Origin of the sequence: Streptohalobacillus salinus, assembly GCF_003201605.1 — a bacterium.
Taxonomy (GTDB): Bacteria; Bacillota; Bacilli; order Bacillales; family Amphibacillaceae; genus Streptohalobacillus; species Streptohalobacillus salinus.
In genome coordinates this window covers 40,053-64,765 of sequence record NZ_QJJR01000012.1, presented here as the reverse complement: position 1 = coordinate 64,765, position 24,713 = coordinate 40,053, and the positions used below count along the sequence as shown (strand labels likewise).

At 39.6% G+C, this 24,713-nt stretch carries 27 protein-coding genes and 2 rRNA genes; 28 read left to right on the top strand and 1 reads right to left on the bottom strand.

All coding sequences use genetic code 11. From position 1 onward, the window contains the following. From DES38_RS09675 to rsmI, 18 genes are all read left to right on the top strand, one after another. Positions 1 to 87, top strand: a 23S ribosomal RNA gene (locus DES38_RS09675); the annotation flags it as partial. 55 nt (positions 88 to 142) lie between these two features. Next, a 5S ribosomal RNA gene (rrf, locus tag DES38_RS09670) occupies positions 143 to 257 on the top strand. A gap of 331 nt (positions 258 to 588) precedes the next feature. Next, positions 589 to 1,611 carry a methionine ABC transporter ATP-binding protein gene (locus DES38_RS09665; RefSeq protein WP_110251905.1) on the top strand — a complete coding sequence of 341 codons (1,023 nt, stop codon included), beginning with the start codon at positions 589 to 591 and terminating at the stop codon, positions 1,609 to 1,611. Beyond that, entirely contained in the window at positions 1,608 to 2,267 is a 660-nt protein-coding gene (locus DES38_RS09660; protein ID WP_110251904.1) for a methionine ABC transporter permease, read from the top strand. Before DES38_RS09665 ends, DES38_RS09660 begins: the two co-directional genes overlap by 4 nt. 15 nt (positions 2,268 to 2,282) lie before the next feature. After that, entirely contained in the window at positions 2,283 to 3,299 is a 1,017-nt protein-coding gene (locus tag DES38_RS09655) for a uroporphyrinogen decarboxylase family protein (protein WP_110251903.1), read from the top strand. A gap of 28 nt (positions 3,300 to 3,327) precedes the next feature. Continuing rightward, positions 3,328 to 4,146 (top strand): MetQ/NlpA family ABC transporter substrate-binding protein, encoded by an 819-nt coding sequence (locus tag DES38_RS09650; protein ID WP_110251902.1) that lies wholly within the window; start codon positions 3,328 to 3,330, stop codon positions 4,144 to 4,146. A gap of 101 nt (positions 4,147 to 4,247) precedes the next feature. Continuing rightward, positions 4,248 to 5,063 carry a pyrroline-5-carboxylate reductase gene (proC, locus tag DES38_RS09645; protein ID WP_110251901.1) on the top strand — a complete coding sequence of 272 codons (816 nt, stop codon included), beginning with the start codon at positions 4,248 to 4,250 and terminating at the stop codon, positions 5,061 to 5,063. Between the two features lie 13 nt (positions 5,064 to 5,076). Continuing rightward, a complete protein-coding gene (locus DES38_RS09640) occupies positions 5,077 to 5,850 on the top strand; it encodes a VOC family protein (protein ID WP_110251900.1) in 774 nt (257 codons plus the stop codon). Positions 5,851 to 6,253: 403 nt separating this feature from the next. After that, a complete protein-coding gene (locus DES38_RS09635; RefSeq protein ID WP_110251899.1) occupies positions 6,254 to 7,684 on the top strand; it encodes an aminotransferase class I/II-fold pyridoxal phosphate-dependent enzyme in 1,431 nt (476 codons plus the stop codon). Beyond that, positions 7,685 to 8,314 carry a dTMP kinase gene (gene tmk, locus DES38_RS09630; protein ID WP_110251898.1) on the top strand — a complete coding sequence of 210 codons (630 nt, stop codon included), beginning with the start codon at positions 7,685 to 7,687 and terminating at the stop codon, positions 8,312 to 8,314. Between the two features lie 23 nt (positions 8,315 to 8,337). Beyond that, positions 8,338 to 8,667, top strand: coding sequence for a cyclic-di-AMP receptor (locus DES38_RS09625; protein WP_110251897.1), 330 nt, complete (start codon positions 8,338 to 8,340; stop codon positions 8,665 to 8,667). Between the two features lie 24 nt (positions 8,668 to 8,691). Further along, a complete protein-coding gene (locus DES38_RS09620) occupies positions 8,692 to 9,132 on the top strand; it encodes a YaaR family protein (protein ID WP_110251896.1) in 441 nt (146 codons plus the stop codon). A gap of 107 nt (positions 9,133 to 9,239) precedes the next feature. Continuing rightward, complete coding sequence (holB, locus tag DES38_RS09615; protein WP_110251895.1) at positions 9,240 to 10,226, top strand: DNA polymerase III subunit delta'; 987 nt, start codon at positions 9,240 to 9,242, stop codon at positions 10,224 to 10,226. 6 nt (positions 10,227 to 10,232) lie between these two features. Beyond that, the gene (locus DES38_RS09610; protein ID WP_110251894.1) at positions 10,233 to 11,048 is read left to right on the top strand and encodes a PSP1 domain-containing protein; all 816 of its coding nucleotides are present in this window, start codon (positions 10,233 to 10,235) and stop codon (positions 11,046 to 11,048) included. A gap of 34 nt (positions 11,049 to 11,082) precedes the next feature. After that, positions 11,083 to 11,439 (top strand): DNA replication initiation control protein YabA, encoded by a 357-nt coding sequence (yabA, locus tag DES38_RS09605; protein ID WP_110251909.1) that lies wholly within the window; start codon positions 11,083 to 11,085, stop codon positions 11,437 to 11,439. Positions 11,440 to 11,491: 52 nt separating this feature from the next. After that, entirely contained in the window at positions 11,492 to 12,244 is a 753-nt protein-coding gene (locus DES38_RS09600; RefSeq protein WP_110251893.1) for a tRNA1(Val) (adenine(37)-N6)-methyltransferase, read from the top strand. Continuing rightward, complete coding sequence (locus tag DES38_RS09595; RefSeq protein ID WP_110251892.1) at positions 12,234 to 12,515, top strand: GIY-YIG nuclease family protein; 282 nt, start codon at positions 12,234 to 12,236, stop codon at positions 12,513 to 12,515. Before DES38_RS09600 ends, DES38_RS09595 begins: the two co-directional genes overlap by 11 nt. Continuing rightward, complete coding sequence (rsmI, locus tag DES38_RS09590; protein WP_110251891.1) at positions 12,493 to 13,365, top strand: 16S rRNA (cytidine(1402)-2'-O)-methyltransferase; 873 nt, start codon at positions 12,493 to 12,495, stop codon at positions 13,363 to 13,365. The genes DES38_RS09595 and rsmI overlap by 23 nt, the downstream gene beginning before the upstream one ends. Before the next feature lie 175 nt (positions 13,366 to 13,540). Here the strand turns inward: rsmI and DES38_RS09585 are convergent, their stop codons facing one another. Next, positions 13,541 to 13,819: a transition state genes transcriptional regulator AbrB gene (locus tag DES38_RS09585; RefSeq protein ID WP_110251890.1), complete on the bottom strand. Its 279-nt coding sequence runs from the start codon at positions 13,817 to 13,819 to the stop codon at positions 13,541 to 13,543. A 397-nt stretch (positions 13,820 to 14,216) separates the two neighbouring features. On the opposite strand from DES38_RS09585, the gene metG reads away from it, so the two are divergent. The 10 genes from metG (at position 14,217) to DES38_RS09535 (ending at position 24,660) form a co-directional block, all read left to right on the top strand. After that, positions 14,217 to 16,166 carry a methionine--tRNA ligase gene (metG, locus tag DES38_RS09580; RefSeq protein ID WP_110251889.1) on the top strand — a complete coding sequence of 650 codons (1,950 nt, stop codon included), beginning with the start codon at positions 14,217 to 14,219 and terminating at the stop codon, positions 16,164 to 16,166. 105 nt (positions 16,167 to 16,271) lie between these two features. Beyond that, positions 16,272 to 17,042, top strand: a complete 771-nt coding sequence (locus DES38_RS09575) for a TatD family hydrolase (RefSeq protein ID WP_110251888.1) — start codon at positions 16,272 to 16,274, stop codon at positions 17,040 to 17,042. Positions 17,043 to 17,257: 215 nt separating this feature from the next. Continuing rightward, the gene (locus tag DES38_RS12190; protein ID WP_110251887.1) at positions 17,258 to 18,457 is read left to right on the top strand and encodes a G5 and 3D domain-containing protein; all 1,200 of its coding nucleotides are present in this window, start codon (positions 17,258 to 17,260) and stop codon (positions 18,455 to 18,457) included. Positions 18,458 to 18,660: 203 nt separating this feature from the next. After that, complete coding sequence (gene rnmV / locus DES38_RS09565; RefSeq protein WP_110251886.1) at positions 18,661 to 19,224, top strand: ribonuclease M5; 564 nt, start codon at positions 18,661 to 18,663, stop codon at positions 19,222 to 19,224. Continuing rightward, the gene (gene rsmA, locus DES38_RS09560; RefSeq protein ID WP_110251885.1) at positions 19,217 to 20,086 is read left to right on the top strand and encodes a 16S rRNA (adenine(1518)-N(6)/adenine(1519)-N(6))-dimethyltransferase RsmA; all 870 of its coding nucleotides are present in this window, start codon (positions 19,217 to 19,219) and stop codon (positions 20,084 to 20,086) included. The genes rnmV and rsmA overlap by 8 nt, the downstream gene beginning before the upstream one ends. Before the next feature lie 280 nt (positions 20,087 to 20,366). Next, positions 20,367 to 20,633 carry a biofilm formation stimulator Veg gene (gene veg, locus DES38_RS09555; RefSeq protein WP_110251884.1) on the top strand — a complete coding sequence of 89 codons (267 nt, stop codon included), beginning with the start codon at positions 20,367 to 20,369 and terminating at the stop codon, positions 20,631 to 20,633. Between the two features lie 198 nt (positions 20,634 to 20,831). Next, positions 20,832 to 21,653 (top strand): pur operon repressor, encoded by an 822-nt coding sequence (gene purR, locus DES38_RS09550; protein WP_110251883.1) that lies wholly within the window; start codon positions 20,832 to 20,834, stop codon positions 21,651 to 21,653. A gap of 120 nt (positions 21,654 to 21,773) precedes the next feature. After that, on the top strand, positions 21,774 to 22,061 hold the full coding sequence (gene spoVG / locus DES38_RS09545; protein WP_110251882.1) for a septation regulator SpoVG: 288 nt from the start codon (positions 21,774 to 21,776) through the stop codon (positions 22,059 to 22,061). 191 nt (positions 22,062 to 22,252) lie between these two features. Next, positions 22,253 to 23,632: a bifunctional UDP-N-acetylglucosamine diphosphorylase/glucosamine-1-phosphate N-acetyltransferase GlmU gene (glmU, locus tag DES38_RS09540; protein ID WP_110251881.1), complete on the top strand. Its 1,380-nt coding sequence runs from the start codon at positions 22,253 to 22,255 to the stop codon at positions 23,630 to 23,632. Positions 23,633 to 23,706: 74 nt separating this feature from the next. Next, entirely contained in the window at positions 23,707 to 24,660 is a 954-nt protein-coding gene (locus DES38_RS09535; RefSeq protein WP_110251880.1) for a ribose-phosphate diphosphokinase, read from the top strand. Positions 24,661 to 24,713: the final 53 nt, after the last annotated feature.

Here is a 24,713-nt window from a genome sequence, read left to right as displayed (position 1 = left end):
TCAGAGACGATGAGGTAGATAGGTTCGAGGTGGAAGCATGGCAACATGTGCAGCTGACGAATACTAATCGATCGAGGACTTAACTAAATTTTTAATTGTCTGTCAGACTTCTTATCTAGTTTTCAGGGTAGATGCCCTTTGGTTTAGTGATGATAGCGAAGAGGTCACACCTGTTCCCATGCCGAACACAGTAGTTAAGCTCTTCAGCGCCGATGGTAGTTGGGCTTACGCCCTGCGAGAGTAGGACGTCGCTAAGCAAATACTTACCTAGAGCCTTATGGTTCTAGGTTTTTTTGTGTTGATTTTTAATTTAAAAGGATCAAGTCGGACAATTGAATAAGAAAGATGTTACAACTTCGTGAGGGTGACTAGAGGAAATGACGAAGTTTTTTGAATTTTATTAATATTACGGTTGCAAAATGCAACATAATGTATTATTATTAACTGAATTAATCCGATTGATTAAATAGGAATTAAAAAAACGAGTGAGTAGCTATCGATTAAGTAGTACATAAAATAATCAAAAATAACATGTGAAAAAATGAACATAAAAAGTTTAGCTTTTGAGAAGTAAGGAGGAATATGTGAATGATCTCTTTAGAAAATATCATAAAAAAATATCATCGAAAAGACACTGAAACAGTAGCACTTAAAGATGTGAACTTGCAAGTTGAGCAAGGGGATATATTTGGTGTCATTGGCTATAGTGGTGCTGGGAAAAGTACATTGGTGCGGTTAGTGAATTATCTTGAACGCCCGACAAGTGGAACGGTTATCGTTGACGGCCAGAATTTAGCTAAGTTAACACCGCATCAATTACGACGCATGAAAAAGCAAATTGGGATGATTTTTCAACATTTTAATTTGTTAGAATCAAAGACCATTTTTCAAAATGTTGCGATGCCACTTATCTTAGAGAAAAAGAGTAAACATGAGATTCAAACACGTGTAACAGAATTGTTGCAATTTGTCGGATTAGAGGATAAAGCGAAAAATTATCCTAATGAACTGTCAGGGGGTCAAAAACAACGTGTGGGTATTGCGAGAGCATTAGCTAGTAATCCCAAAATACTGCTGTGTGATGAAGCAACCTCAGCTTTAGACCCACAAACGACTCAATCGATCTTACAATTGCTTAAAAGAATTAATAAAGAATACAACATTACCATCATGTTAATTACTCATGAGATGTCAGTTATTCAACAAGTATGCAATAAAGTTGCCGTAATGGAAGAAGGAGAAATCATAGAAATAGGGTCTGTAATAGATGTTTTCGGTAAACCGAAACGAGCAACGACCCAAACATTTGTCCAAACGGTTGTTCACAATCAGATCCCAACCGTTCTCGTTGAGCAGTTAAATCAAAAAGGAGTTCAAAGGGTATACAAGCTTGAAATGATTGGTAGTCATGCGACTGAGTCGATCCTTCAACAGCTAATCATTAAGTATCAACTAGAGCTAACTGTTATTTATACAAACATGACTGAAATTCAAGACACGATTTTAGCGGTATGGTATGTAGAAATTGCTGGAGATACACAAGCAATACAAACAGCAAAATACTTTCTAGAAGAACAAGATGTTGGGATTAAGGAGGTTAAGTTAGGATGATTGATACAAATATTACATTGGATCAGTTTTTGATGGCGATTATAGATACCTTATATATGGTCGGTATGGCATTATTCATAGGCTCACTTATTGGATTCTTCTTAGGGATTATGATTGTGGTAACCCGGCCCGGTGGTGTGATAGAAATAAAATTAATTTATACACTATTTAATCCGATTATTAACATGGTACGCTCAGTCCCCTTTATTATTTTAATGGTTGCGATTATTCCTTTCACAAGGATGATAGTAGGAACTTCAATAGGAACGAATGCGGCAGTGGTGCCATTAATTATTTTCATTTCACCGTTAATTGCCAGGTTGGTGGAAAATTCACTGCTTGAAGTTAATCCTGGAATTATTGAAGCAGCTGAATCAATGGGAGCAACCCCTTTCCAAATCATTCGCTACTTTTTATTACCAGAGGCCTTTGGTTCATTAATTCTTTCATTAACCACAGCGACAATCTCATTAGTTGGAGCAACAGCAATGGCAGGTACTGTTGGTGGTGGTGGGGTTGGTGACATCGCAATTCTTTATGGTTATCAGCGATTTGATACATTTGCGATGGTTATTACTGTAATTATCCTAATTATTTTTGTACAGACGATTCAATCAACAGGTAATAGATTAGCACGATTTATAAGAAGACATTAATCTAGGAGGAAGAACATGACGAATTGGAACAAGAAAGCACGATTTGATGCACTTTTAAATGGCAAACAGGCAGATCGACCAATTGTAAGTGGCTGGCACCACTTCTTAGACCAAGAACAAACAGCCGCTGATTTAGCAGAAGCAACCATTGCGTTTGCCAACAAATTTGATTGGGATTGGATTAAAATCAATCCCCGAGCGACCTATTTAGCAGAAGCTTTTGGCAATCGCTATGACTTTACCGATTATCAATGGGTCTTTCCAAGACAAACACATGCTGTAATCACAGATGTTAAAGATGTATGGAAAATTGATCAGGTTGAAATAAAGGAATCTGCTGCGCTACAAGAACAAATTCTAGCGGTAAAAACCATTCGCGAAGGATTACCAGATACACCAATTATTCAGACCCTGTTTTCGCCGTTAACCATCTTATTATTTTTAACCGGAAATTCTTCGTATGTTAATCAGTCGATGTACGGTAGTGATGAACCATTATCGATTGAGCGTTTATTTAATGAAGAACGCGCAGGTGTTCATCAGGCGCTACACAACATCGCATACACAATGGCTGATTATGTTAGAGCATTAGAACAAGCTGGTGTCGACGGTATATTCTATGCCGTGACAGGAACTGCCCACCCAGAGTTGTTTGACGAAGCAGCTTTCAATGAATTTTCACGTCCATATGATTTGATCGTATTACATGCGATGGAAAAAGGTCAACGTCTTTTGCATACGTGCGGAGCAAAAGCACAACCTGAGCGTTTTGATGACTACCCGGTCGAAGGCATAAGTTGGGATCCAGAAGCAGAAGGGAATCCTGGTTTAGACATTAGCTTAGTTAAAACAAAAGTAGCGGGGGTTAATCATAACATTTTCGCTGAAACAGATGTTGCGCCGATTCAAGCGGAGATTCAAGAAGCGTTATCAATCATGAAGGAGCAGCCATTTTTATTAGTACCTAATTGCGCTGTATCAGTAAATGCAACAGATGAAGCACTGCGTACACTACGTGACGCTGTCAAATAAAAACATGGAGAAAAAGGAGAGGTAGTAAATGAAGAAATTATGGGTTGTTTTACTAAGTGTAGGGTTGTTATTGGCTGCGTGTGGAAATGAGGCAACGGCGGATGATGATAAGACGATTGTTGTTGGTTTTGGAGTTGGAACATATGAAGAGCAGTTCCGTACAAGTATTTTGCCTATCCTTGAAGAAAAAGGCTATGATGTAAAGATGGAGGTATTCTCGCAAAACATGCAATTGAATCCAGCGATGCAGGAAGGTTCTATTGATGCAAGTGTATTCCAAAGTACAGCTTATATGGAAGGAATCAATGAAGAACTCGGCATGGAAATGACACCAATCGCATACGTACCTGGAGCACCGCAAAGTTTACATTCGGCTAAACATGATTCCCTTGATGCGGTAGAAGACGGAACAACAGTGGCACTACCAAATGATCCGGTCAATCAAGAGCGCGCAGTACGTATTCTAGAAGACTTAGGTTGGGTGAAAGTTGCAAGTGATGCAGGTACAACTGATTTCAACTTAAATAGTGTTGAACCAGATCAATATGATATTGCATTTGAAGTACTAGATCCGGCACAAATATTAGTAGCATTAGAAGATGTTGATTTCGGTGTAATCAATGGTAATTATATCGCAGATGCTGGTATGAAAATTACCGATGCGTTAAAAATAGAGGACACGCCTTTAGAACATCGCATCATTGTGACAACCTTAGCAGAAGATGCAGAGAGTGAGTGGGCAGAGGATTTAACAGCAGCATATGAGTCGGCTGAATTTGAAGCATATATTTTATCTGAAGAAAAATATGATGGTTTTATTTTACCGGAGGCTTGGGAAAATAATTAGTCAATCTAATCAGTAGGGATATCTCTACTGATTATCTTTTTATCACAAACACCCCCTTTTGAGAACAAAAAAGGAATACCATTTAATAAAGGAGATTTTTTATGAAGGAAAAGCAAAAACGCATACATTTTATAGGTGGCGGTCAGATGGCTGAAGCAATGATACGAGCTATCTTAGCCAATCGGGTCGTTACGGCAAATCAAATAACTGTTTCCGATGTTGTTGCCGAGCGAAATAGCTACTTAAACAAAACATTTGGTGTTGTAGCAAGCGAAAAACAAGAAGAGGCTATAAAACAGGCAGACATTATTGTAATTGGCGTGCGTCCTCAGGATGATTTAGATACAGTTGGTAACCTTATTAAGAAGGGCAGTCAACCGGATGCAACGGTCGTGTCGATTGTTGCTGGGGTAACAATCGAGAAATTAGAAAAAATTATCGCAAAAGATATAGCTATCATTCGAGTTATTCCTAACACATTAACTGATACCGGTTTCGGATACAGTGGTGCCGCATTGAATGCTCTCGCAACGAAGCATCAGGTCGATGATTTCTTGAATGGTTTCGGTAAAGTATTATACGTTGAGGAAAATTTGATTGATATTTTTACTGGTTTTGGTGTAGCTGGACCGAACTATATTTATTATTTTATTGAATCCTTTGCGGATGCTGGTGTATTGGCTGGTTTATCAAGAGAGCAGGCTTGGATGTTAACCTTGGAAAACATGCAAGGCGCGGTTGAGATGTTGAAACAAACCAACAAACATCCGAGAGCGTTATTAGATATTAATAATTCAGCCGGTGGTGTGGGAATTACCGCCCTACATGAGTTAAACAACTCAGATTTTGCAGCAGGATTGCAACGTAGTGTGTTGGCAGCGGTAAGAAGGACAACAGCACTTGGAGCAGATAAATAATGGAGGGCTTAAAATGACACAATTATATTGGGATCACATTGTTCATTACGTTAATGATTTAGATCAGGTCATCCAACAATTTGAGAAAAATGGATTAGTTGCATTTCATGGAGGGTCACATACACAATGGGGAACGGGGAATGCGTTGAGCTACTTTGGCTTGTCATACATTGAATTTCTGAGCATCGAAGATCGCCAATTGATTGAACAACTTGATACACCGAACGATGTTGTCAAAGATGCAATAAAATATTTACCAGAATATGAAGTGATGAGTCGAATGGCTTTAAGAACAGATGACATTGACCAGGTTGCATCTGAGCTTGCTAAGACGAATCTTTCGTTATCACCAATTATGGATGGCAAACGGATTGACGCGGAAGGACATTTGATTGAATGGCGCATGATGACTATTTCTGGTGATTTTTCTGGGTTATCTTATCCATTTGTAATACAATGGAAAGATAGTGATGAAGAGCGGCAAAGCAAGCGAGAAAAAGCAGGCATTCCTTTGAACCACCCGATAGGAGAAGTAACGATTGCAGAAGGTGTGTTTGAGGTTACTGACCCAGAAGCATCTGCACAGCATTGGCGTAAGCTATTCGGGTTTGACGTGATAGAACAAGATGGAACATGTGTAAAATTAGCAATCGGTAATCAATCACTTATCTTTAAAAAAGGAACAGCCAATCAACTGAAGAAAATTGTAATGGATATAGATTCAGATCAAGGGGCGAATAAAAGCATACAAATGGGTGCAGGAGAATATCTTTTCCGAAAAAGGTAACATCAAAAGATAAAAGTTAATAGAAGCTAAGCGGTGTTTTTTTGCTCCCACCCAAGTAGTAAACGATTATGGTGACCAATACGGATCATTGCTTTTACCAACTTTTAAACATGAGCTGATAGAATCGAACCTAACGCGATGCAACGTTGCTTTAGGTTCGATTATTTCTTTATGTCTTCCTTTAAGATGGGTAGCTAAGCAGCGTAAAGTAAATTATAATTAAAGCAACCATAACCTGAAGCGCACTGAATTGAGACTTGAACACGTTAGGGGCTCGATGGCGCATAGGTTAATCGATGAGCTTTAGCGGTAAAACGACCCAAGTGAAAGATTCTAATTTTGGAATTGATCGACGACCCTCTTGACATCAATTAGGGGGTGTTGATGAGAATGGAGGGAGAACATGGCACCAAATAAAGCACCACTATGGCAACAACTAAAAACATTTGTCGCGCGCGCACCTGTTTCTTTTCATGTCCCGGGTCATAAGAACGGACAGATTCTTCCACATTCAGATTGGGAAGCATTTCAGTCTCTATTAACTTATGATGTGACCGAACTTCCTGACTTGGATGATTTACATCATCCGACAGGTGTTATCAAAGAAGCTGAAGAGCTAGCAAGACGTTTTTTTCGTGCCAATGAGACGTATTTTTTAGTCAATGGTAGTACGGTCGGGAACTTAGTGATGATCTTAAGCACGGTTAAGCGGGGCGATACGATTTTGGTGCAGAAGAATTGTCATAAGTCGGTGATTAATGCAATCGAATTGAGTCAAGCGACACCTGTATTTGTTTCACCACAGTATGATCACCAACGCCAACGCTACACGCATCCCCCTTTTGCTACAATAAAGAAAGTCATCGAAGAAGAAAACATTAAGGCGATTTTTCTCACTTACCCAGACTATTACGGAACGGTTTACGATTTGAAAAAGATCATTGATTATGTCCATCAACATGATGTGATTGTCTTAGTTGATGAAGCGCATGGTGTCCATTTCAGCATTGAGGATGCACGCATCCCGGCTTCAAGTTTACACTTAGGCGCAGATCTCGTGGTTCAGTCCGCACACAAAATGGCACCAGCCTTAACCATGTCTGCGTATCTACATGTCGGCTCTATGCGTATTGAAACTTCACGAGTGCGTCACTACTTACAAATGTTACAGTCGAGTAGCCCGTCCTATTTATTAATGGCGAGTCTTGATTTGGCACGTTACTTTTTACAAGAGCTATCATCAAGACAGCTGACAGCTGTGCTGGAATCGATTGAACAAGTAAGAACGATTTTAGCTGAACTAGATGGGACCGAACTGGTTGCACCAAGTACGTCAGTGGATCCGTTCAAGCTGACGCTAGTTGTGGAACCGGGTTACGATACTAAGCAAATAAACGATCTTTTGATTTCACATGGCATCTATATCGAAATGATGACACCACATGTTTTGTTATTTGTCCATGGCCTTTCGTACTTTAACGAGATGAATCGATTGAAAGAAGCAATGAAAGATATCAATCTAAAATTAAAAAATATTGCTAAACATGATACAATAGATAATAATAAAGCAATTAAGACAAAACCGCTGACAAGACTCTGTTATACTTATCAAGCGATGCTGGAAATGGAGACGATGCGTGTAGCGCTCAATGAATGTGAAGGCTATGTGGCGGCAGAAGCAATTGTCCCATATCCACCAGGTATCCCATTGATTCTTAAAGGAGAATCAATTGATGCACTCGCAAAAGCTGCTGTAGAACAGATGGTATTAGAGAAACGTTATATTCAAAACGATATTACAGAGGGAATCCTCGTATTTAAAGGAGCTAATTAAGTGGAAGCAAATTTTATTACATTTGAAGGTGGCGAAGGCGCGGGTAAGACAACAGTTCTGCAAAAAGTTTCCGATCGCTTAAAGGAAAACGGTTATGATGTATTACTTACACGTGAACCCGGTGGCATTAGAATCGCTGAAGAGATACGGCAAGTTATTCTTAATCCTGAACACAAATCAATGGATGGACGAACGGAAGCCTTGCTTTATGCGGCGGCAAGACGCCAACACCTTGTTGAGAAAGTTATTCCTGCTTTAGCTAAAAAGCAAGTCGTCCTATGCGATCGTTTTATTGACTCAAGTTTAGCTTATCAGGGTTATGCCCGTGGCCTGGGCATTGATCAAATTTATGAAGTGAATCAGTTTGCGATTGATACCTGTATGCCTTCTTTAACACTGTGGTTAGATATTGATCCAGAAGAAGGGCTGAATCGAATTGCTGCTGACCAAGGTCGGGAACAAAACAGACTCGATTTAGAAGATTTAGACTTTCATAAAAAGGTTCACAAAGGCTATCAGATACTTGCAGAGCGATTTGATAATCGAATCAAGAAAATTGATGCCTCGCTATCGCCTGATGAAGTTAGTGAGTTGGCTTTTCAAAAAATTATTTTGCATATTGATCAATAGGAGCGCCAAGAGGAGGAAAAAAGATGAAACTTATTATTGCAGTAATTGAAGATAAAGATAGTCATCGTTTAATTGATGCGTTGTCTGAAAAAGAGTATAAGACAACGAAATTATCGACAACAGGTGGCTTTTTAAAAGAAGGGAATACAACGCTAATGATTGGTTGTAACTCTGATGCAGTAGATGATGCTTTGGAAATCATTAAAAACAAGACGAGCAAGCGCGAGCAAATGGTTGCGCCAATTTCACCAATGGGTGGTAATGCTGATTCATATATTCCGCGTCCAATTAATATTGAAGTCGGTGGTGCGACTGTCTTCGTCTTACCTGTTGATCAGTTCTTGCAATTTTAGCCTTCATTAAGGAAGTGACTGCCAATGAAAATTAATAAAGATATCCGGGCACAGATTGATCAAAGTAAATTAGTCCAACAGACGGGCCAACGTCAGGGCATTGATTTTCAAAAAATGGTGCAAACCCAAGCACAAAAAATGCAGGGCTATGAGCTAGAAAAGCTAATGGAAAACATTCAAAAACAGGGCGATAAAGTGGTGCGCTATCGCACCATTCGCGAGCTGGCCAAATACAAGCGCATGGTGAAAGACTTTGTGAAAGAAACCGTCGATTTCGGCTTAGGTTTGAGTCACAGCCATAGCTTTAACACGACCGGTAGCAATCGTAAATTAACATTGGTTAAGACGATTGATGATAAGCTAGTAGATTTAACAGAAGCTATTTTAGCTGATGAAGAGCGTTCGATTGATTTACTGAGCCTAATTGGCGAAATCAAGGGATTATTAATTAATCTTTATTCGTGAGTTCATCGCCATTTGGTGATGAACTATGCTAAAATAATGAGAAAGAGAGTGGGCAGCAGACATAAATGCACACTCTTTTTTAACAGGCAAAGATAAGGGTGTCAGCAATGAAAACATGGACAAGTTTAAAGGAAGACCAACCGGTTGTCATGAAGATGATTGAACGGATGATTAAAGATGATCGTATGGCGCATGCTTACCTCTTACATGGTGATCCGGGAACAGGCAAACAAGCCATTGCCCTTCATTTGGCGATGCGTATCTTTTGTAAGTCACCACACGGGGCAGAGCCATGCAAAACATGTACCGATTGTCGACGGGTTGAATCCGGCAATCATCCCGATTTACACTGGCTTAAACCTGAGGGTGCCTCAATCAAAAAAGAACAAATCCAAGACTTGCAACGGGAATTCACCTATCAAGGTTTAGAATCAAATAAAAAAGTCTATGTGATTGAAAATAGTGATAAGATGACGACCAATGCAGCGAACCGGCTGTTAAAATTTTTAGAAGAACCGAGTCGGGAAACAACAGCCATTTTATTGACTGATAATCAATACCGTCTGCTTGATACGATTCGCTCGAGGTGTCAACTGTTGGCTTTGCGCCCACTAAGTCCAAAAGCATTAGAAGCAGCGTTAATAAATGAAGGAATAAGTCCACACAATGCACGTCTTTTTCAAGCAATCGCGCCACAGTTAGAACAAGCAAAAGCATTGGATCAAGATACTTGGTTTGCAGATGCGCGAAAATTAATGGTACAATTGGTAAGTATGCTTCATTCACGTTCAAATGAAAGTTTGTTTTTCGTGGAAAAGCAATGGATGGAACATTTTAAAGATCGAGAACAATTAAAAATCGGATTAAATTTATTACTCCACTGGTTTAAGGATTTAATCTATATCCAAATAGAAGATAATGCATCCCTTGTGATGCTTGATTATAAAGAGCAATTGGAGCAACAAGCATTTAGATATACGAAACAACAGCTAACAACCATTTTAGAAACAATCACGCACGCGGTGCGTAAACTTGATCAGAATGTACATCCAACGCTAGTGATGGAGCAACTAACACTGCAGATGCAGAGGTGAAAATAGATGGTAGAAGTAATTGGAGTGCGCTTTAAGAAAGCGGGTAAGATCTATTATTTTAACCCAGATGGGTTTACGATTAAATTAGATGATTATGTCATCGTCGAAACAGCACGTGGTATTGAGTTTGGTAAAGTGGTAATCGCTAAAAAACAAGTCGACGAAGAAGATGTCGTCTTGCCACTTAAGAAAGTCATGCGATTGGCAACCGATAAAGACAAACATACCGTTCTTGAGAACAAAGAAAATGCGAAAAAAGCATTTGAAACGTGTGAGAAAAAAATTACGACACATAAGCTCGAGATGAATCTCGTCGATGTCGAATATACCTTTGATCGAAATAAAGTTATTTTCTACTTTACCGCGGATGGTCGTGTCGATTTTAGGGATTTAGTAAAAGATTTAGCATCAATTTTCCGAACACGCATTGAATTGCGGCAAATTGGGGTAAGAGATGAAGCGAAATTATTAGGAGGTATTGGTCCTTGTGGACGAATGCTTTGCTGTTCAACGTTCCTTGGTGATTTTGAACCGGTATCGATTAAGATGGCGAAAGATCAAAACTTATCACTGAACCCGGCGAAAATCTCAGGTCTATGCGGTCGTCTCATGTGCTGTTTAAAATATGAAAATGATGCATATGAGGAAGCGAAAAAGCAATTACCTGACCTTGGCCAAAAGATCAACACACCTCACGGAGCGGGTCGTGTCGTTGGTTTAAACATCCTCGAACGGGTCATTAAAATTAACCTTAAAGAAGAGGAACGTGTGATTGAGTATACCCTGGACGAACTAATTGAAGCAGGTGTATTAAAAGTATAAACCGCAGAATGATGAGGTGGTAGGTGAGATGAACATGAATAAAAAAGAAGTGTTCGAACAAGTTTCCGATATGGAAGAACAAATCGGTCAACTCTACCGACAACTCGGTGATTTAAAATCACATTTAAGTGAAGTTTTAGAAGAAAATCATCGTTTAGCTCATGAAAACCATCACCTACGTCAACGTCTTGATCAAAGTGTAGAACAAGAAAAAACAATCCATCAAGATAATGTTGATCAGGTGAATGAACATGACCCGATTGGTGAGGGCTATGACAATTTAGCGCGATTATACGAAGAAGGCTTTCATATTTGTAATGTTCATTTCGGAAGCCCAAGACAAGATGAAGATTGCCTATTTTGTCTGTCATTCTTAAACAAGACAAAATAAATTTAAAAGCTGTTCACTAAGCATTCAATTGAATCTTATGAACAGTTTTTTCATGCAAAGAGGTGAACGTGTGAGCTTACAAGGTGATGAACGAATTGATTATTTATATACCGACCAATCGATGCAGATTATTCAGAGTCCCAGTGTCTTTTCTTACTCGATTGATGCTGTACTGTTAGCGAATTTTGCCCGCCTCCCGAAAAAACGCGGAAAAATACTCGATTTATGTACAGGAAACGGTGTCGTCCCTTTATTAATGAGTAAATATACGCCTGTACCGATTAAAGCAGTCGAAATTCAAGCCCGGTTGATTGATATGGCGAAGCGTAGCGTGGCATTAAATAAAAAGGAAGGTCAAATCGAGTTGATTCATGATGATTTAAAACAGATGCCACATCGATTCGGCAATGATAAATTTGACTTGGTCACGGTGAATCCTCCTTATTTTGATACACCGCATGTGAATCATCATAATAAGAATGAATACTTAACGATTGCTCGTCATGAAGTGATGACAAATTTAGAAGAAGTGATCGAAACGTCAAGTCGTCTAGTTAAGTCCGGGGGAAAATTCGTTATGGTGCATCGTCCGAATCGTTTCGTTGATATTATTTATTTGCTGCGTCACTATAAATTGGAACCGAAACGCATTCAATTTGTGTATCCAAAAGAGGGCAAGGAAGCAAATATACTGCTGATTGAAGCTGTGCGTGATGGCAAGAGTGATGTTCATTTGCTGCCTCCTTTTTACGTGTTTGATGAAGCGGGCGAATATTCAAAGGCGATGAAAGCCATTGTCTACTAAACATGTGGTTTATATGTTGGCTTGCCGAGATGGTTCGTTATATACCGGCTATACGAACCGACTTAACCATCGTTTAAAAATGCACAGCGCAGGTAAGGGCGCAAAATATACGCGTGGACGCGGACCATTGACTTTGGTATTTGTTCAAGTTTTCGAGACGAAAGAAGCTGCGATGCGTGAAGAGTATCGGATTAAACAATTATCACGATCAGATAAATTAAAACTCATTGAAGAGCGGGGGAAACCAGATGCATCAACAGAAAAGTTATGAAACTTCAGCTAAAGGCTATCTTTATATCGTGCCAACACCGATTGGAAATTTAGAAGATATTACGATTCGTGCGATTAATACGCTTAAGGCAGTTGATCTTATCTTAGCTGAAGATACACGCAATACAAGAAAATTGCTGAATCATTTTGAGATTCAGCAACCGTTAAAAAGTTTTCATGAACATAGTGACGAACGGACACGTCTTTACTTCTTAGAACGCCTAGAAGCAGGGGAAGATTTAGCGCTTGTGAGTGATGCGGGAATGCCTGGCATTTCGGACCCAGGTCAACTGTTAATAAAAGAAGCGATTGAAAAAGAGATTCATGTGATTGTGTTACCAGGTGCAAATGCTGCGATTTGCGCGCTAGTTGGTTCAGGACTTAACACAGATCATTTTTATTTCTATGGTTTTTTACCGCGGAAAAACAAGGCCATTGAACAGGCCTTTGAGGAATTAAAACGTCAGAAAGCAACGATGATTCTTTATGAGTCACCGCACCGCTTGAAACAAACACTATGGCTGATTGAAAAGCATCTAGGTGATAGACAGGTAGCTGTGGCACGGGAACTAACGAAACGATTTGAGGAGTACATTCGCGGTCCAGTCACGGATGTATTAGGTTGGGCAGAGTCGACGGTGATTAAAGGCGAATGTTGCATCGTGATTGAACAAGGAAGCGAAGAAGATAATAATGTGGATCAATGGTGGTTAGGTTTAACACTAATTGAACACGTGGATCATTATATTAATGAAGAAAGCTTTAAACCAAAAGAGGCTATCAAGCAAGTGAGTGACGATCGACAAATGAAAAAGCGTGATGTTTATCAAGCGTATCATGTTGAGGGCTAACGAGATGTCTGCAAACTCATGCAAACGGTTATTTATGCCAACGGTGTGCTGTTAAATGGGTCTATCTTTCAGGAAACTGCGGCCGTGAAGCAGAAAAACAAGCGCTACGTTTAATAAAAAACATAAAAAAAGAGCAGTCCACCCTAATTTGGACTGCTCTTTCCTGGAATCGTTCTTATTTGTCTAATGATTGATTAATTTCATCCATAAGTGCTTTAGCGCCCTCTGGAGAAAGAATCAATTTGCCGTCAGCAAGTGATAAGTTATCATCAGAAATTTCACCAGTAACTTGACACGTCATGCTTGGCTTATATTTTTGAAGAATGATACGCTCATCATCGACATAAATTTCTAATGCATCCTTTTCAGCGATGCTTAATGTGCGACGTAATTCGATAGGAATAACGACACGGCCTAACTCGTCTACTTTACGAACAATACCTGTTGATTTCATATAGAAATCTCCCCTTTGTTTTATAAATTCGGCATATTTCGACAATACCTAAGTATAAGGTACCATTAATTTCTAGATGTGTCAATTGAAAAATCCCAAATAAATTCAAGTTTATGAAAGAAAAATTGAAAAACATCAAAAAAGTCTTAGAAAAGGGTACGGTTTTCCTGATGAACATGTTCAAATGAAAAATGGAGATATCTAAAACGTTTTAATGAAAAAGCGGCACACATCGCGCTCTGGAAAAAACGCGAAAAGATTGGCTATAAAAAATCAACCATAGTCATGGAAATATCACGATAAAAACGCTACAATGTAAAGATATACGATTTCTAACCAAAGCTATGCTAATCACAAGTATGAAATAAATAGATCAACAATCAAGGAGGAACAAGGAATGGCTGAGAACAATACATTTTATATTACGACCCCGATTTACTACCCGAGTGGTAATTTGCACATTGGACATGCGTATACAACCGTCGCTGGAGATGCGATGGCGCGTTATAAGCGTTTAAAAGGGTTTGATGTGATGTACTTGACTGGTACTGATGAACATGGTCAAAAGATTCAAAAGAAAGCAGATGAAAAAGGGGTCACCCCGATTGAGTATGTTGATGAAATTGTTAGTGGTATCAAAACACTTTGGCAAAAGCTTGATATTTCTTACACGGATTTTATTCGAACAACTGAAACACGTCATAAAACAATCGTTGAGAAAATTTTTAAACAGTTGCTTGATCAAGGCGACATCTATTTAGATGAATACGAAGGTTCTTATTGTACGTCGTGTGAGTCTTTCTTTACTGACCGACAACTAGAGTCGGGTAATTGTCCAGATTGCGGTGGACCGGTAGAAGTGGTAAAAGAAGAGTCTTATTTCTTTAGAATGGGGAAATACGTTGATCAACTTCTTGAATATTATGAGGAGCATCCGCATTTTATTCAACCGGAGTCACGTAAAAATGAAATGATTAATAACTTCTTAAAACCTGGTCTAGAAGATTTAGCTGTATCACGAACAACATTTGATTGGGGCATCAAAGTCCCTGGCGACGCCAAACACGTTATTTATGTATGGATTGATGCATTAAGTAACTACATTACCGCGCTCGGGTACGGGACAGATGATGATGGTAAATTCCAATCGTATTGGCCAGCCGATGTGCACCTTATGAGTAAAGAAATTGTCCGTTTCCATACGATTTATTGGCCAATTATGTTGATGGCGCTTGATCTACCATTACCTAAACAAGTCTTTGCACATGGCTGGATTTTAATGAAAGACGGTAAAATGTCGAAATCTAAAGGGAATGTTGTTGATCCAATCTCGTTAACGGATCGTTATGGCCTTGATGCGTTGCGTTACTACCTCCTCCGGGAAGTGCCGTTTGGCTCTGATGGCGTCTTCACTCCGGAAGGTTTTGTTGACCGCGTTAACTTTGATTTAGCGAATGATTTAGGCAACTTACTAAATCGCACGGTAGCGATGGTTGATAAATACTTTAATGGTGAAATACCTGCCTTCGTTCGTGGTGAAGATGCCTTTGATACATCGTTAGAAACATTAGGATTAGAAACAATTGATAAAGTAGAAGAAGCGATGGAAAACATGCAGTTTAGCATTGCGTTATCAACGATTTGGCAATATATTTCACGAACCAATAAATACATTGATGAAACCACGCCGTGGGCACTTGCGAAAGATGAAACAAAACAAGCGCGCTTAGGCAATGTAATGGCGCACTTAGTTGATGCCCTTCGCCGGAGTGCCGTCTTACTTCGTCCGTTCTTGACGGAGACACCAGAGAAAATTTTTAACCAACTAGGTGTTACAGAAGACGAAGCGAAAGCATGGGAAAGCCTGGCACAGTTTGATAGCATCGCTGCGGGAACACGTGTGAAAAAAGAAGGACCGATTTTCCCACGTTTAGACGTTGAGGAAGAGGTTGCGATCATTAAAGATATGATGAAAAAACCAGAGCCTGAACAAAACCAAGACATACCAGCCTTTAAAGAAGAGGTTACTTTTGATGACTTCTTAACGTTAGATATGCGCGTGGCTGAGGTTATTCAAGCAGAGAAGTTGAAAAAAGCAGATAAATTATTAAAAATATATGTTGATTTAGGCAATGAAAAACGACAAATCATTTCAGGCATCGCTGCTTATTATGAACCGGAAGAATTAGTCGGAAAGAAAGTTATTGTCGTTGCTAACTTAAAACCGGTGAAATTACGTGGGGAATTATCACAAGGGATGATTTTAACGGGTGAGGATCCTGATGGTCGGTTATCACTCACGACCGTCCAAGACCCCTCATTACCTAATGGATCAGTTGTTAAATAGTAAAGCTTAAATCAAAAAAACCAAGCGGAACCGTTTCGTTTGGTTTTTTTTGTAAGTGCGTTGCGATGAATAAATATATTTACGCGATAGAAGGAGGAAGCAACCATGTTATTTGATACACATGTTCATTTAAATGTTGACCAATTTAAAGAGGATCAAGAAGAAGTAATTAAGCGTGCACGAGCAAATGGTGTAGAGAGAATGGTGGTGGTCGGTTTTGATCACGAAACAATAACAGCGGCGATGGCTCTCGTTGAAAAGTACCCATTTATCTATGCAGCAGTTGGTTGGCATCCTGTTGATGCGATTGACTTTACTGATGAAGACTTGCGTTGGTTAGAAGAACTGAGTCAACACGAAAAAGTTGTCGCTTTAGGCGAGATGGGCTTAGATTATCACTGGGATAAATCACCGCATGATGTTCAAAAAGAAGTGTTTAGAAAACAAATCGCTTTAGCTAAAAAAGTAAATTTACCAGTTATTATTCATAATCGCGAAGCAACTGAAGATGTGCTGGCAATCTTGCAAGAAGAAAAGGCAAGTGAAGTCGGCGGTGTTTTACATTGTTATAGCGGGGAGGTTGAACAGGTATCTCAAGCGCTAGAAATGAATTTCTATATTTCACTCGGTGGACCGGTTACCTTTAAAAATGCGAAAGCACCGAAAGAAGTGGCGAAAATTGTTCCAAGTGATCGTTTATTAATTGAGACGGATTGTCCGTTTTTAGCACCACATCCGCATCGCGGGAAACGCAATGAACCGACCTATGTCCGCTTAGTTGCTGAGGCGATTGCAGCCTTAAGAGAAGTGTCGATTGAAACAATTGAAGCGGAAACAACCACGAACGCACAACGTCTATTTAAGCTACAAGGTTAATTTCCTTTTCTACTAGTTATTAGGGAATGTTACCGTTGTGTAACGAAAAGGGTGTTTTGTAACCTTTTCTTAATGCATTTGAGATATAGACACTTTATTGACCGTAAACCCTTGGTATACATGTGTTTCTTCGTGTCATAAACGCTTTTCGTTGGTTTGACACCTCCTTTTTGACCAGCTATAATACAAACGCAAGTCAAAAGGAGGCAATACGTATGAATATTAAGTCGAAGCTAATGCCGGTACTTAAACACAAAGTCATCATGCCTATCGTGACAATCGTCGCATTATTGTTTGTCGTTGGATTCATAGCGCTTGAGGTAACGAAAGCTGAGGTTGAATTCACCCACAATAATGAAACAGAAGTGGTTGTTACACGTGCAGAGACAGTTGATGCTTTACTAACTGAATTAGAGATAGAAGTGACTGAGGATGATTACCTCTCACATGAATTAGATGCACCAATTGAAAAAGATATGGCACTTGAGTATAAAAAGGCACAAGAAGTCATTGTTACAGATGGTGAGACCAGTGAAAGTTACATGACTACGGAAGACACCGTAGCTGAATTTTTACAAGAGGTTAATGTAGCCGTTGGTGAACATGATGCATTAACACCAAGTAAACAAACGGATATCGAAGCGGGACTCGAAATTGAGTTAGACCGTGCCGTTGAAGTTACCTTGACAGACGGTACCAATGAGGCAGAAACGTTGTATACAACTGTTGATACAGTTGAAGAGTTGTTAGCAGCAGAGGACATTACACTCGACGAATTAGATCGGGTTGAACCAAGTGAAACAAAAGCTTTAACAGATCAAACAACAGTAGCTATTACGCGCGTCGAAGAAGTAACGGACATTGTAGAAGAGGATGTTCAGTATTCAACCGTTCGTCGTAATGATGGTTCTATTAGCAAAGGAAAAGAACAAGTTATTGAATCAGGGTCGACAGGTTTAGTTGAAAAACACTATAAAGTTGTCATTGAAAATGGTGAGGAAGTCTCACGTGAATTAATAGAAGAAAACGTGAAAAAAGAAGCTGAATCGCGGGTAGTCGCAGTCGGTACCAAAGTAGCACAGCCGACAGTCTCGCGTGGGTCAAGCTCAGCCCCAGCGGGTGGAACAACGATTTCAATGAATGCAACAGCATATAACTGGAACTGTGCGACATGTGATGGTCGTGGCCGTACGGCAACAGGATATAATGTGAAGGCAAATCCAGATGGTGTTGTGGCGGTAGATCCGCGTGTCATTCCATTAGGGACGCGTGTATATGTTGAAGGTTATGGCTATGCGGTTGCAAGAGATACAGGTGGTGCAATCAAAGGAAACAAAATTGACTTGCATATGCGGAGTATTGCAGAGGCTAAACGATTTGGTCGGCGACAAATTAAGGTAACGATATTAGAGTAACAATGAGACATTAGGCTAAGTCTTACTTTGCCCTTCGGGGTGGGTAAGGCTTTATTTTTTTGTGATTTGTGAAAATATGTAGCGTGAAAGATGCATGGGTCAACCCTAAGTCACTTCACGGCAACAGAATAGTTTTTAATGAAAACAACCAGAACTTGCGCTATACTAGTAAAAGAAAATGCGAGGCAATAGGAGGCTAAGCTGTGCGGATAAAAGAAGTGATTGTAGTTGAAGGAAAAGATGATACACAAAAGATTAAACAAGCGGTTGAGGCCGATACGATAGAAACAAATGGCTCAGCGATAAATCCAACAATCTTGGACCAGATTAAACATGCTTATGAGAAGCGAGGCGTAATCGTCTTCACTGATCCAGATTATCCGGGCCAACGCATTCGCAGTATTGTATCTGAACGGGTACCAGGTGTTAAACATGCATTTCTAACCAAGGATGAAGCGCGTGATAAATTTGATCGTGGGATCGGGATTGAACACGCCTCAAGCGCGGCGATTAGACAAGCATTAGCGGCTGTCTATGAACGTGATGATACACCGTATCAAAGTGAAATGACACGCGACGATTTAATGCGTTATGGACTTATTGGTCATGAAGGGGCGAAACGTCGCCGTGATTACGTCACCAAACAGCTGAGAATCGGCTATTGTAACGGTAAGCAATTACTAAAAAGATTAGCAATGTTTAAGATTAGCAAAGAGCAATTAGAAACGGTTGTGAATGCCATACCAGAGGAGGACAAGCATGTCTAAAGAGAAACGCATTGCCACGCCTACGATGACGAAGGCCTATTTAAATAAATATGGCTTTACCTTTAAAAAAAGCTTAGGGCAAAATTTCATTATTGATGTAAATGTATTAGAGAATATCATAAAAAAGGCTGGAGTCACAAAGGAAACGGGAGCAATTGAAATCGGTCCAGGTATGGGTGCGTTAACTGAACAGTTAGCAATTCATGCGGATAAAGTTGTGGCACTTGAAATTGATCAGCGGTTAGAGACGATTTTAAATGATACATTATCAGATTATGACAACATTGATGTGGTCTTCCAAGATGTTTTAAAAGCAGATATGCAAGCAATTATTCAAGAGCAGTTCAAAGATGGACAGCCAATTAAGCTGGTCGCCAATCTCCCTTACTATGTAACGACACCCATTATTATGAAATTATTAATGGATCACTTACCGCTAGATAGCATCACCGTCATGATTCAAAAAGAGGTAGCTGAGCGAATGAGCGCCTCACCTAATAGCAAAGCTTACGGTTCGCTCTCCATCGCTGTACAATACTACACAAATGCGCATGTGGCACTAATCGTCCCAAAAACGGTCTTCATGCCGCAACCTAATGTGGATTCAGCCGTTCTGCATTTATCATTCAGAGATGAACCACCGGTGCAAGTAAACAACGAACACTTTTTCTTTGATATGGTGCAAGCATCGTTCGGTCAACGCCGCAAGACCTTACGGAATAATTTTGTTCGTTATTTTGTTGATAAATACGATAAAGCAGAGATTGAACAGCGCTTTATTACTGCGGATATTGACCCGGGTCGACGTGCAGAATCATTAACGATGGAAGAATTTGCGCGCTTAGCAAATGCGTTTGAATAACTGTGGTGTGAAAGCGTTAAGGGCTGCTTTTCCTAACGGGGTGAAGCAGCCTTTTACTTATGATGTTTCTGTACGAGCATAGGCTAAGGAGCAAGCGAAGACTAAATGGGGAGGCTAAAAGTGTTATGCAGCTTATTATTTTTTGCTAGGCAGAGCAACGTTTTTGACAGAGGGTGAAAACATTTTGTTGACAAGGAAAATACTATACTGTTATAATAAAATATTTTATTGACGTAACCTTTGCTTTTGTGTTATACTTAGAGAAATGAGGTGGAGTATAGTGGCAAAAACTTTAGTTGAGATTAAACGTGGATTAGATGGTCAGATTGGCAAACGTCTACAGCTTATAGCTAATGGCGGTAGAAAAAAGACAGTCGAACGTTATGGTACACTTGAAGAAACCTACAATGCAGTATTCATCGTGGCATTAGATCAAGATGAGAACGCATTTGAACGTGTTTCGTATAGCTATGCAGATGTTTTAACAGAAGCAGTTGAGTTAAACTTCATCGAGGAAAACAATATGGTCGCAGTTGGTGAGCAGTAAGCACGTTTTACTGCTTTTTTTGTTGCTTAAATTTAGCTGTGATAATTCGTCATCACGGTGGTGTCTTCTTTAAAGTGGTCGGTCATTTAAAAGGTAAGGAGAACCATGAATATTTTGGATGTTTATTTAGGAATCTCTTGCTAAAAACCGTATAAAATGTTATATTTACTTAAAATTATTCGGTTTTGGGGTGGAAGCATGAAAAGAAGTGATCGGTTAATTGGTATGACAGAATATGTACTGGAACATCCGATGCAGCTTATTTCTTTACCGTTCTTTTCAGAGCGGTATCAAGCAGCTAAGTCATCGATCAGTGAAGACTTAACGATTATGAATAATATGCTTAAAGAAGAAGGGATTGGCTATCTGGAATCAATTGCAGGGGCTGCTGGTGGTGTGCGTTACATTCCGAAATATAACGACCAACATAGCTTAACCTTTCTAGAAACACTAGCAAATCGTCTTGAAGACCCTACGCGTATTTTGCCGGGGGGCTACTTATTCATGAGCGATTTATTAGGTGAACCTAAAACGGTAAGAAATATAGGACGTTTATTTGCAACGGCTTTTAGTCATTTAGATATTGAAGCGGTTGTTACGGTCGCAACAAAAGGGATTCCGATTGCCTATGCTGTGGCTGCTTTCTTAAATGTACCGGTCATTATTGTCAGACGTGACCCAAAGATTACAGAAGGGTCAACGGTAAGTATTAATTATGTATCGGGTTCATCGCGGAAAATTCAAACGATGGTGCTCACTAAGCGTAGCTTGAAGAATGGGACAAAGGTCTGTATTATTGACGACTTTATGAAGGCTGGCGGAACCATAGATGGAATGAAAAGCTTATTGAAAGAATTTAATGCAGAAGTTAAAGGGATTGGTGTATTAGCAGAAGCAGAGGATGAAGAAGATGAGCGGGTCGTTACCGATTATTTATCATTACTACAAATATCAAATGTTGATGTAAAAAACGCGAAAATTGACGTGTCACTAGGTAACTACTTTGATTATGTGAACTAATTGTCTAAATTGTGAACCTTTGTTTTAATTTTTTCAAAAATGTTGAAATTATGCAGGAACTTAGCCGTAGGTTGTTGAACATATGTTAAAGCAGTTAAAACAATTAAGGTGGTGAACATAATGGAAGTTACAGATGTAAGACTACGTTGTGTTGATAGTGACAATCGGATGAAAGCAATCGCGTCAATAACACTTGATGAGGCGTTTGTTGTGCATGATATACGTGTCATTGACGGTCATAATGGCTTGTTTGTGGCGATGCCGTCAAAACGAACACCAGATGGTGAGTTTCGTGATATCGCTCATCCGATTCATGCCAAGATGCGTGCAGTCATTCAAGATGCTATTCTAGCGAAGTATGAAGAAGTAAACGCTGAACAAACAGAAGCTGAAAGTGTGGTCTCATAGTTGAATTATTTATTATTTTAGAAAGCCTAATCGTTTGATTAGGCTTTTTGTGTGGCCGAAAGTAAACAATTAATTAAATCGCTGTTTCACCATTGCTTTTCCGTACCTTTTAAGATATATTTTTTAGTGGTATAATTTTAAGAGACATATACATAAGGTGATATAAAATATATTTTTGCGGAGGTTTCGTTATGAATAAACGGTTTGCTGTAGTATTAGCTGCAGGACAAGGCACGCGAATGAAATCTAAGTTATATAAAGTACTTCATCCGGTGATGGGTCGACCAATGGTTCAACATGTGATGGACCAGTTGCAGACGTTGAAATTAGATGAAATTGTCACTATTGTCGGTCATGGTGCCGAGAAAGTGAAACAAGAACTTGGCGATGTGACGCGTTTTGTCTTACAAAGTGAACAGTTAGGTACAGGTCATGCGGTTCAACAAGCAGAAGACTTATTGAAGAATAAAGCAGGTGTCACGCTTGTCGTTTGTGGTGATACACCGTTATTAACAGGTGAAACGTTAGAAGCGCTATTTAATTATCACGAGCGTGAACAGGCGAAAGTTACTGTTTTAACGACATCTGTAAGTGAACCAACCGGCTACGGTCGCATTATTCGTGATGAGCATGGAGCTGTTGAAAAAATTGTTGAACAAAAAGATGCCAATGAACAAGAACGTAAGGTGAAAGAAATCAATGCAGGAACGTATTGTTTTGATAACCGTTTCTTATTCGATGCGTTGAGTCATGTTTCAAATGATAATGCACAGGGTGAGTATTATTTACCAGATGTAATTGAAATTGCCCAAAAACAAGGAGAGACTGTCGCGGCCTTTAACACGCCTGATGCCGATGAAATATTAGGTGTGAATGACCGTGTTGCGCTTTCAGAAGCGGAACGTTTGATGAAAATACGGACAAATGTCATGCACATGCGTAATGGTGTGAGTATTATTGATCCACTAACAACATATATTGCACCGACGGTCACAATCGAAGCAGATGTTGTGATTCAACCGGGGACCACCATTAGAGGCGCATCACACATTAAGGCCGATGCAATCATTGGTCCAAATAGTGAAATTAAAGATGCTGAAATTGGTGAAGGAACGATTGTTAAACAAAGTGTCGTCCATGACAGCAAAGTAGGAAACCAAGTAAACATTGGACCATTTACGCATATTCGCCCAGCAACTACGATTGAAGATCACGCAAAAATAGGAAATTTTGTCGAAGTGAAGAAGTCACACATTGACGCCGGCAGCAAGGTCTCCCATTTAAGTTACATTGGCGATGCTGAGATTGGAAAAAATGTGAATGTTGGTTGTGGCTCGATCACAGTGAACTATGATGGCAAAGATAAATTTAAGACCATCATCGAAGATGATGTTTTTATTGGCTGTAACACGAATCTCATTGCGCCACTTACAATTGGGCGTGGGGCACTTGTTGCAGCAGGGTCAACCATAACGAAAGATGTTCCAGAAATTGCGTTATCAGTCGCCCGAGCGAAACAAGTCAATAAAGAAGGATATGCCAAGCGTTTTAATAAATTGTTAAACGAATAGAGCATGGTTTTTAGTGTATCGGTTTAGCGTAAGCTAACTATTATATAATTATAAATATATGGAGGTTTGACTAAATGTCTGTTGGGTATCAAGATCGTACGTTAAAGGTGTTCACTCTAAATTCAAATCCAGAATTAGCAAAAGAAATTGCAGAGCAAATTGGCGTACCGCTTGGAAAGTGTTCAGTATCTTCGTTTAGCGATGGTGAAATTCAAATTAATATTGAGGAAAGTATTCGTGGTTGTGACGTGTACGTTGTGCAATCAACGTCTGCGCCTGTCAATCAGCACATCATGGAAATGTTAATTATGATTGATGCATTAAAGCGTGCGTCTGCAGCAACGATTAACGTTGTTATTCCGTATTATGGCTATGCGAGACAAGATCGTAAAGCGCGTGCACGTGAACCAATTACTGCTAAACTTGTGGCAGACATTATCCAAGTAGCTGGCGCTGATCGGGTTATTACACTGGATCTGCATGCACCACAAATCCAAGGATTCTTTAATATCCCAGTTGATCAACTGGTTGGTGTACCTATCTTAGGTGATTACTGGAGTGAAAAGAACTTAGATGATATTGTGATTGTTTCACCTGACCATGGGGGTGTGAGTCGTGCCCGTCAATTAGCAGAGCGCTTAAAGGCACCGATTGCAATTATAGATAAGCGTCGTCCACGACCAAACGTGGCTGAAGTTATGAACATCGTAGGTAAAGTAGAAGGAAAAACAGCGATTCTGATTGATGATATGATTGATACCGCCGGTACGATTAGCTTAGCAGCTAATGCTTTAATTGAAAATGGGGCCAAAGACGTTTATGCATGTTGTACACATCCCGTTCTTTCTGGCCCAGCGATGGAACGCATTGGTGAGTCACCAATTAAAGAGTTAGTGGTAACCAATTCAATTGTTTTACCTAAAGAAAAGAAGACAGACAAAGTTGTTACGCTCTCAGTAGCACCACTGATTTCAGAGGCAATTATCCGTGTTCACGAACAGCTGTCAGTCAGTGTTTTATTTGATTAATTTAAAGATTTAGGTTTAACAAAAGCTGATAGAGGGAAAGTACTTCATTAGAA

What these genes read in the sequence shown, in the direction of transcription:
- DES38_RS09575 (WP_110251888.1), top strand. Translation starts at nt 16,272, where the DNA reads ATGTTATTTGATACACATGTTCATTTAAATGTTGACCAATTTAAAGAG.
- DES38_RS09635 (WP_110251899.1), top strand. Translation starts at nt 6,254, where the DNA reads ATGGCACCAAATAAAGCACCACTATGGCAACAACTAAAAACATTTGTC.
- rsmI (WP_110251891.1), top strand. Translation starts at nt 12,493, where the DNA reads ATGCATCAACAGAAAAGTTATGAAACTTCAGCTAAAGGCTATCTTTAT.
- purR (WP_110251883.1), top strand. Translation starts at nt 20,832, where the DNA reads ATGAAAAGAAGTGATCGGTTAATTGGTATGACAGAATATGTACTGGAA.
- yabA (WP_110251909.1), top strand. Translation starts at nt 11,083, where the DNA reads ATGAATAAAAAAGAAGTGTTCGAACAAGTTTCCGATATGGAAGAACAA.
- rsmA (WP_110251885.1), top strand. Translation starts at nt 19,217, where the DNA reads ATGTCTAAAGAGAAACGCATTGCCACGCCTACGATGACGAAGGCCTAT.
- DES38_RS09610 (WP_110251894.1), top strand. Translation starts at nt 10,233, where the DNA reads ATGGTAGAAGTAATTGGAGTGCGCTTTAAGAAAGCGGGTAAGATCTAT.
- DES38_RS09585 (WP_110251890.1), bottom strand. Translation starts at nt 13,819, where the DNA reads ATGAAATCAACAGGTATTGTTCGTAAAGTAGACGAGTTAGGCCGTGTC.
- DES38_RS09600 (WP_110251893.1), top strand. Translation starts at nt 11,492, where the DNA reads ATGCAAAGAGGTGAACGTGTGAGCTTACAAGGTGATGAACGAATTGAT.
- proC (WP_110251901.1), top strand. Translation starts at nt 4,248, where the DNA reads ATGAAGGAAAAGCAAAAACGCATACATTTTATAGGTGGCGGTCAGATG.
- DES38_RS09650 (WP_110251902.1), top strand. Translation starts at nt 3,328, where the DNA reads ATGAAGAAATTATGGGTTGTTTTACTAAGTGTAGGGTTGTTATTGGCT.
- DES38_RS12190 (WP_110251887.1), top strand. Translation starts at nt 17,258, where the DNA reads ATGAATATTAAGTCGAAGCTAATGCCGGTACTTAAACACAAAGTCATC.
- DES38_RS09620 (WP_110251896.1), top strand. Translation starts at nt 8,692, where the DNA reads ATGAAAATTAATAAAGATATCCGGGCACAGATTGATCAAAGTAAATTA.
- DES38_RS09535 (WP_110251880.1), top strand. Translation starts at nt 23,707, where the DNA reads ATGTCTGTTGGGTATCAAGATCGTACGTTAAAGGTGTTCACTCTAAAT.
- DES38_RS09660 (WP_110251904.1), top strand. Translation starts at nt 1,608, where the DNA reads ATGATTGATACAAATATTACATTGGATCAGTTTTTGATGGCGATTATA.
- DES38_RS09655 (WP_110251903.1), top strand. Translation starts at nt 2,283, where the DNA reads ATGACGAATTGGAACAAGAAAGCACGATTTGATGCACTTTTAAATGGC.
- DES38_RS09665 (WP_110251905.1), top strand. Translation starts at nt 589, where the DNA reads ATGATCTCTTTAGAAAATATCATAAAAAAATATCATCGAAAAGACACT.
- holB (WP_110251895.1), top strand. Translation starts at nt 9,240, where the DNA reads ATGAAAACATGGACAAGTTTAAAGGAAGACCAACCGGTTGTCATGAAG.
- DES38_RS09640 (WP_110251900.1), top strand. Translation starts at nt 5,077, where the DNA reads ATGACACAATTATATTGGGATCACATTGTTCATTACGTTAATGATTTA.
- DES38_RS09625 (WP_110251897.1), top strand. Translation starts at nt 8,338, where the DNA reads ATGAAACTTATTATTGCAGTAATTGAAGATAAAGATAGTCATCGTTTA.
- metG (WP_110251889.1), top strand. Translation starts at nt 14,217, where the DNA reads ATGGCTGAGAACAATACATTTTATATTACGACCCCGATTTACTACCCG.
- glmU (WP_110251881.1), top strand. Translation starts at nt 22,253, where the DNA reads ATGAATAAACGGTTTGCTGTAGTATTAGCTGCAGGACAAGGCACGCGA.
- spoVG (WP_110251882.1), top strand. Translation starts at nt 21,774, where the DNA reads ATGGAAGTTACAGATGTAAGACTACGTTGTGTTGATAGTGACAATCGG.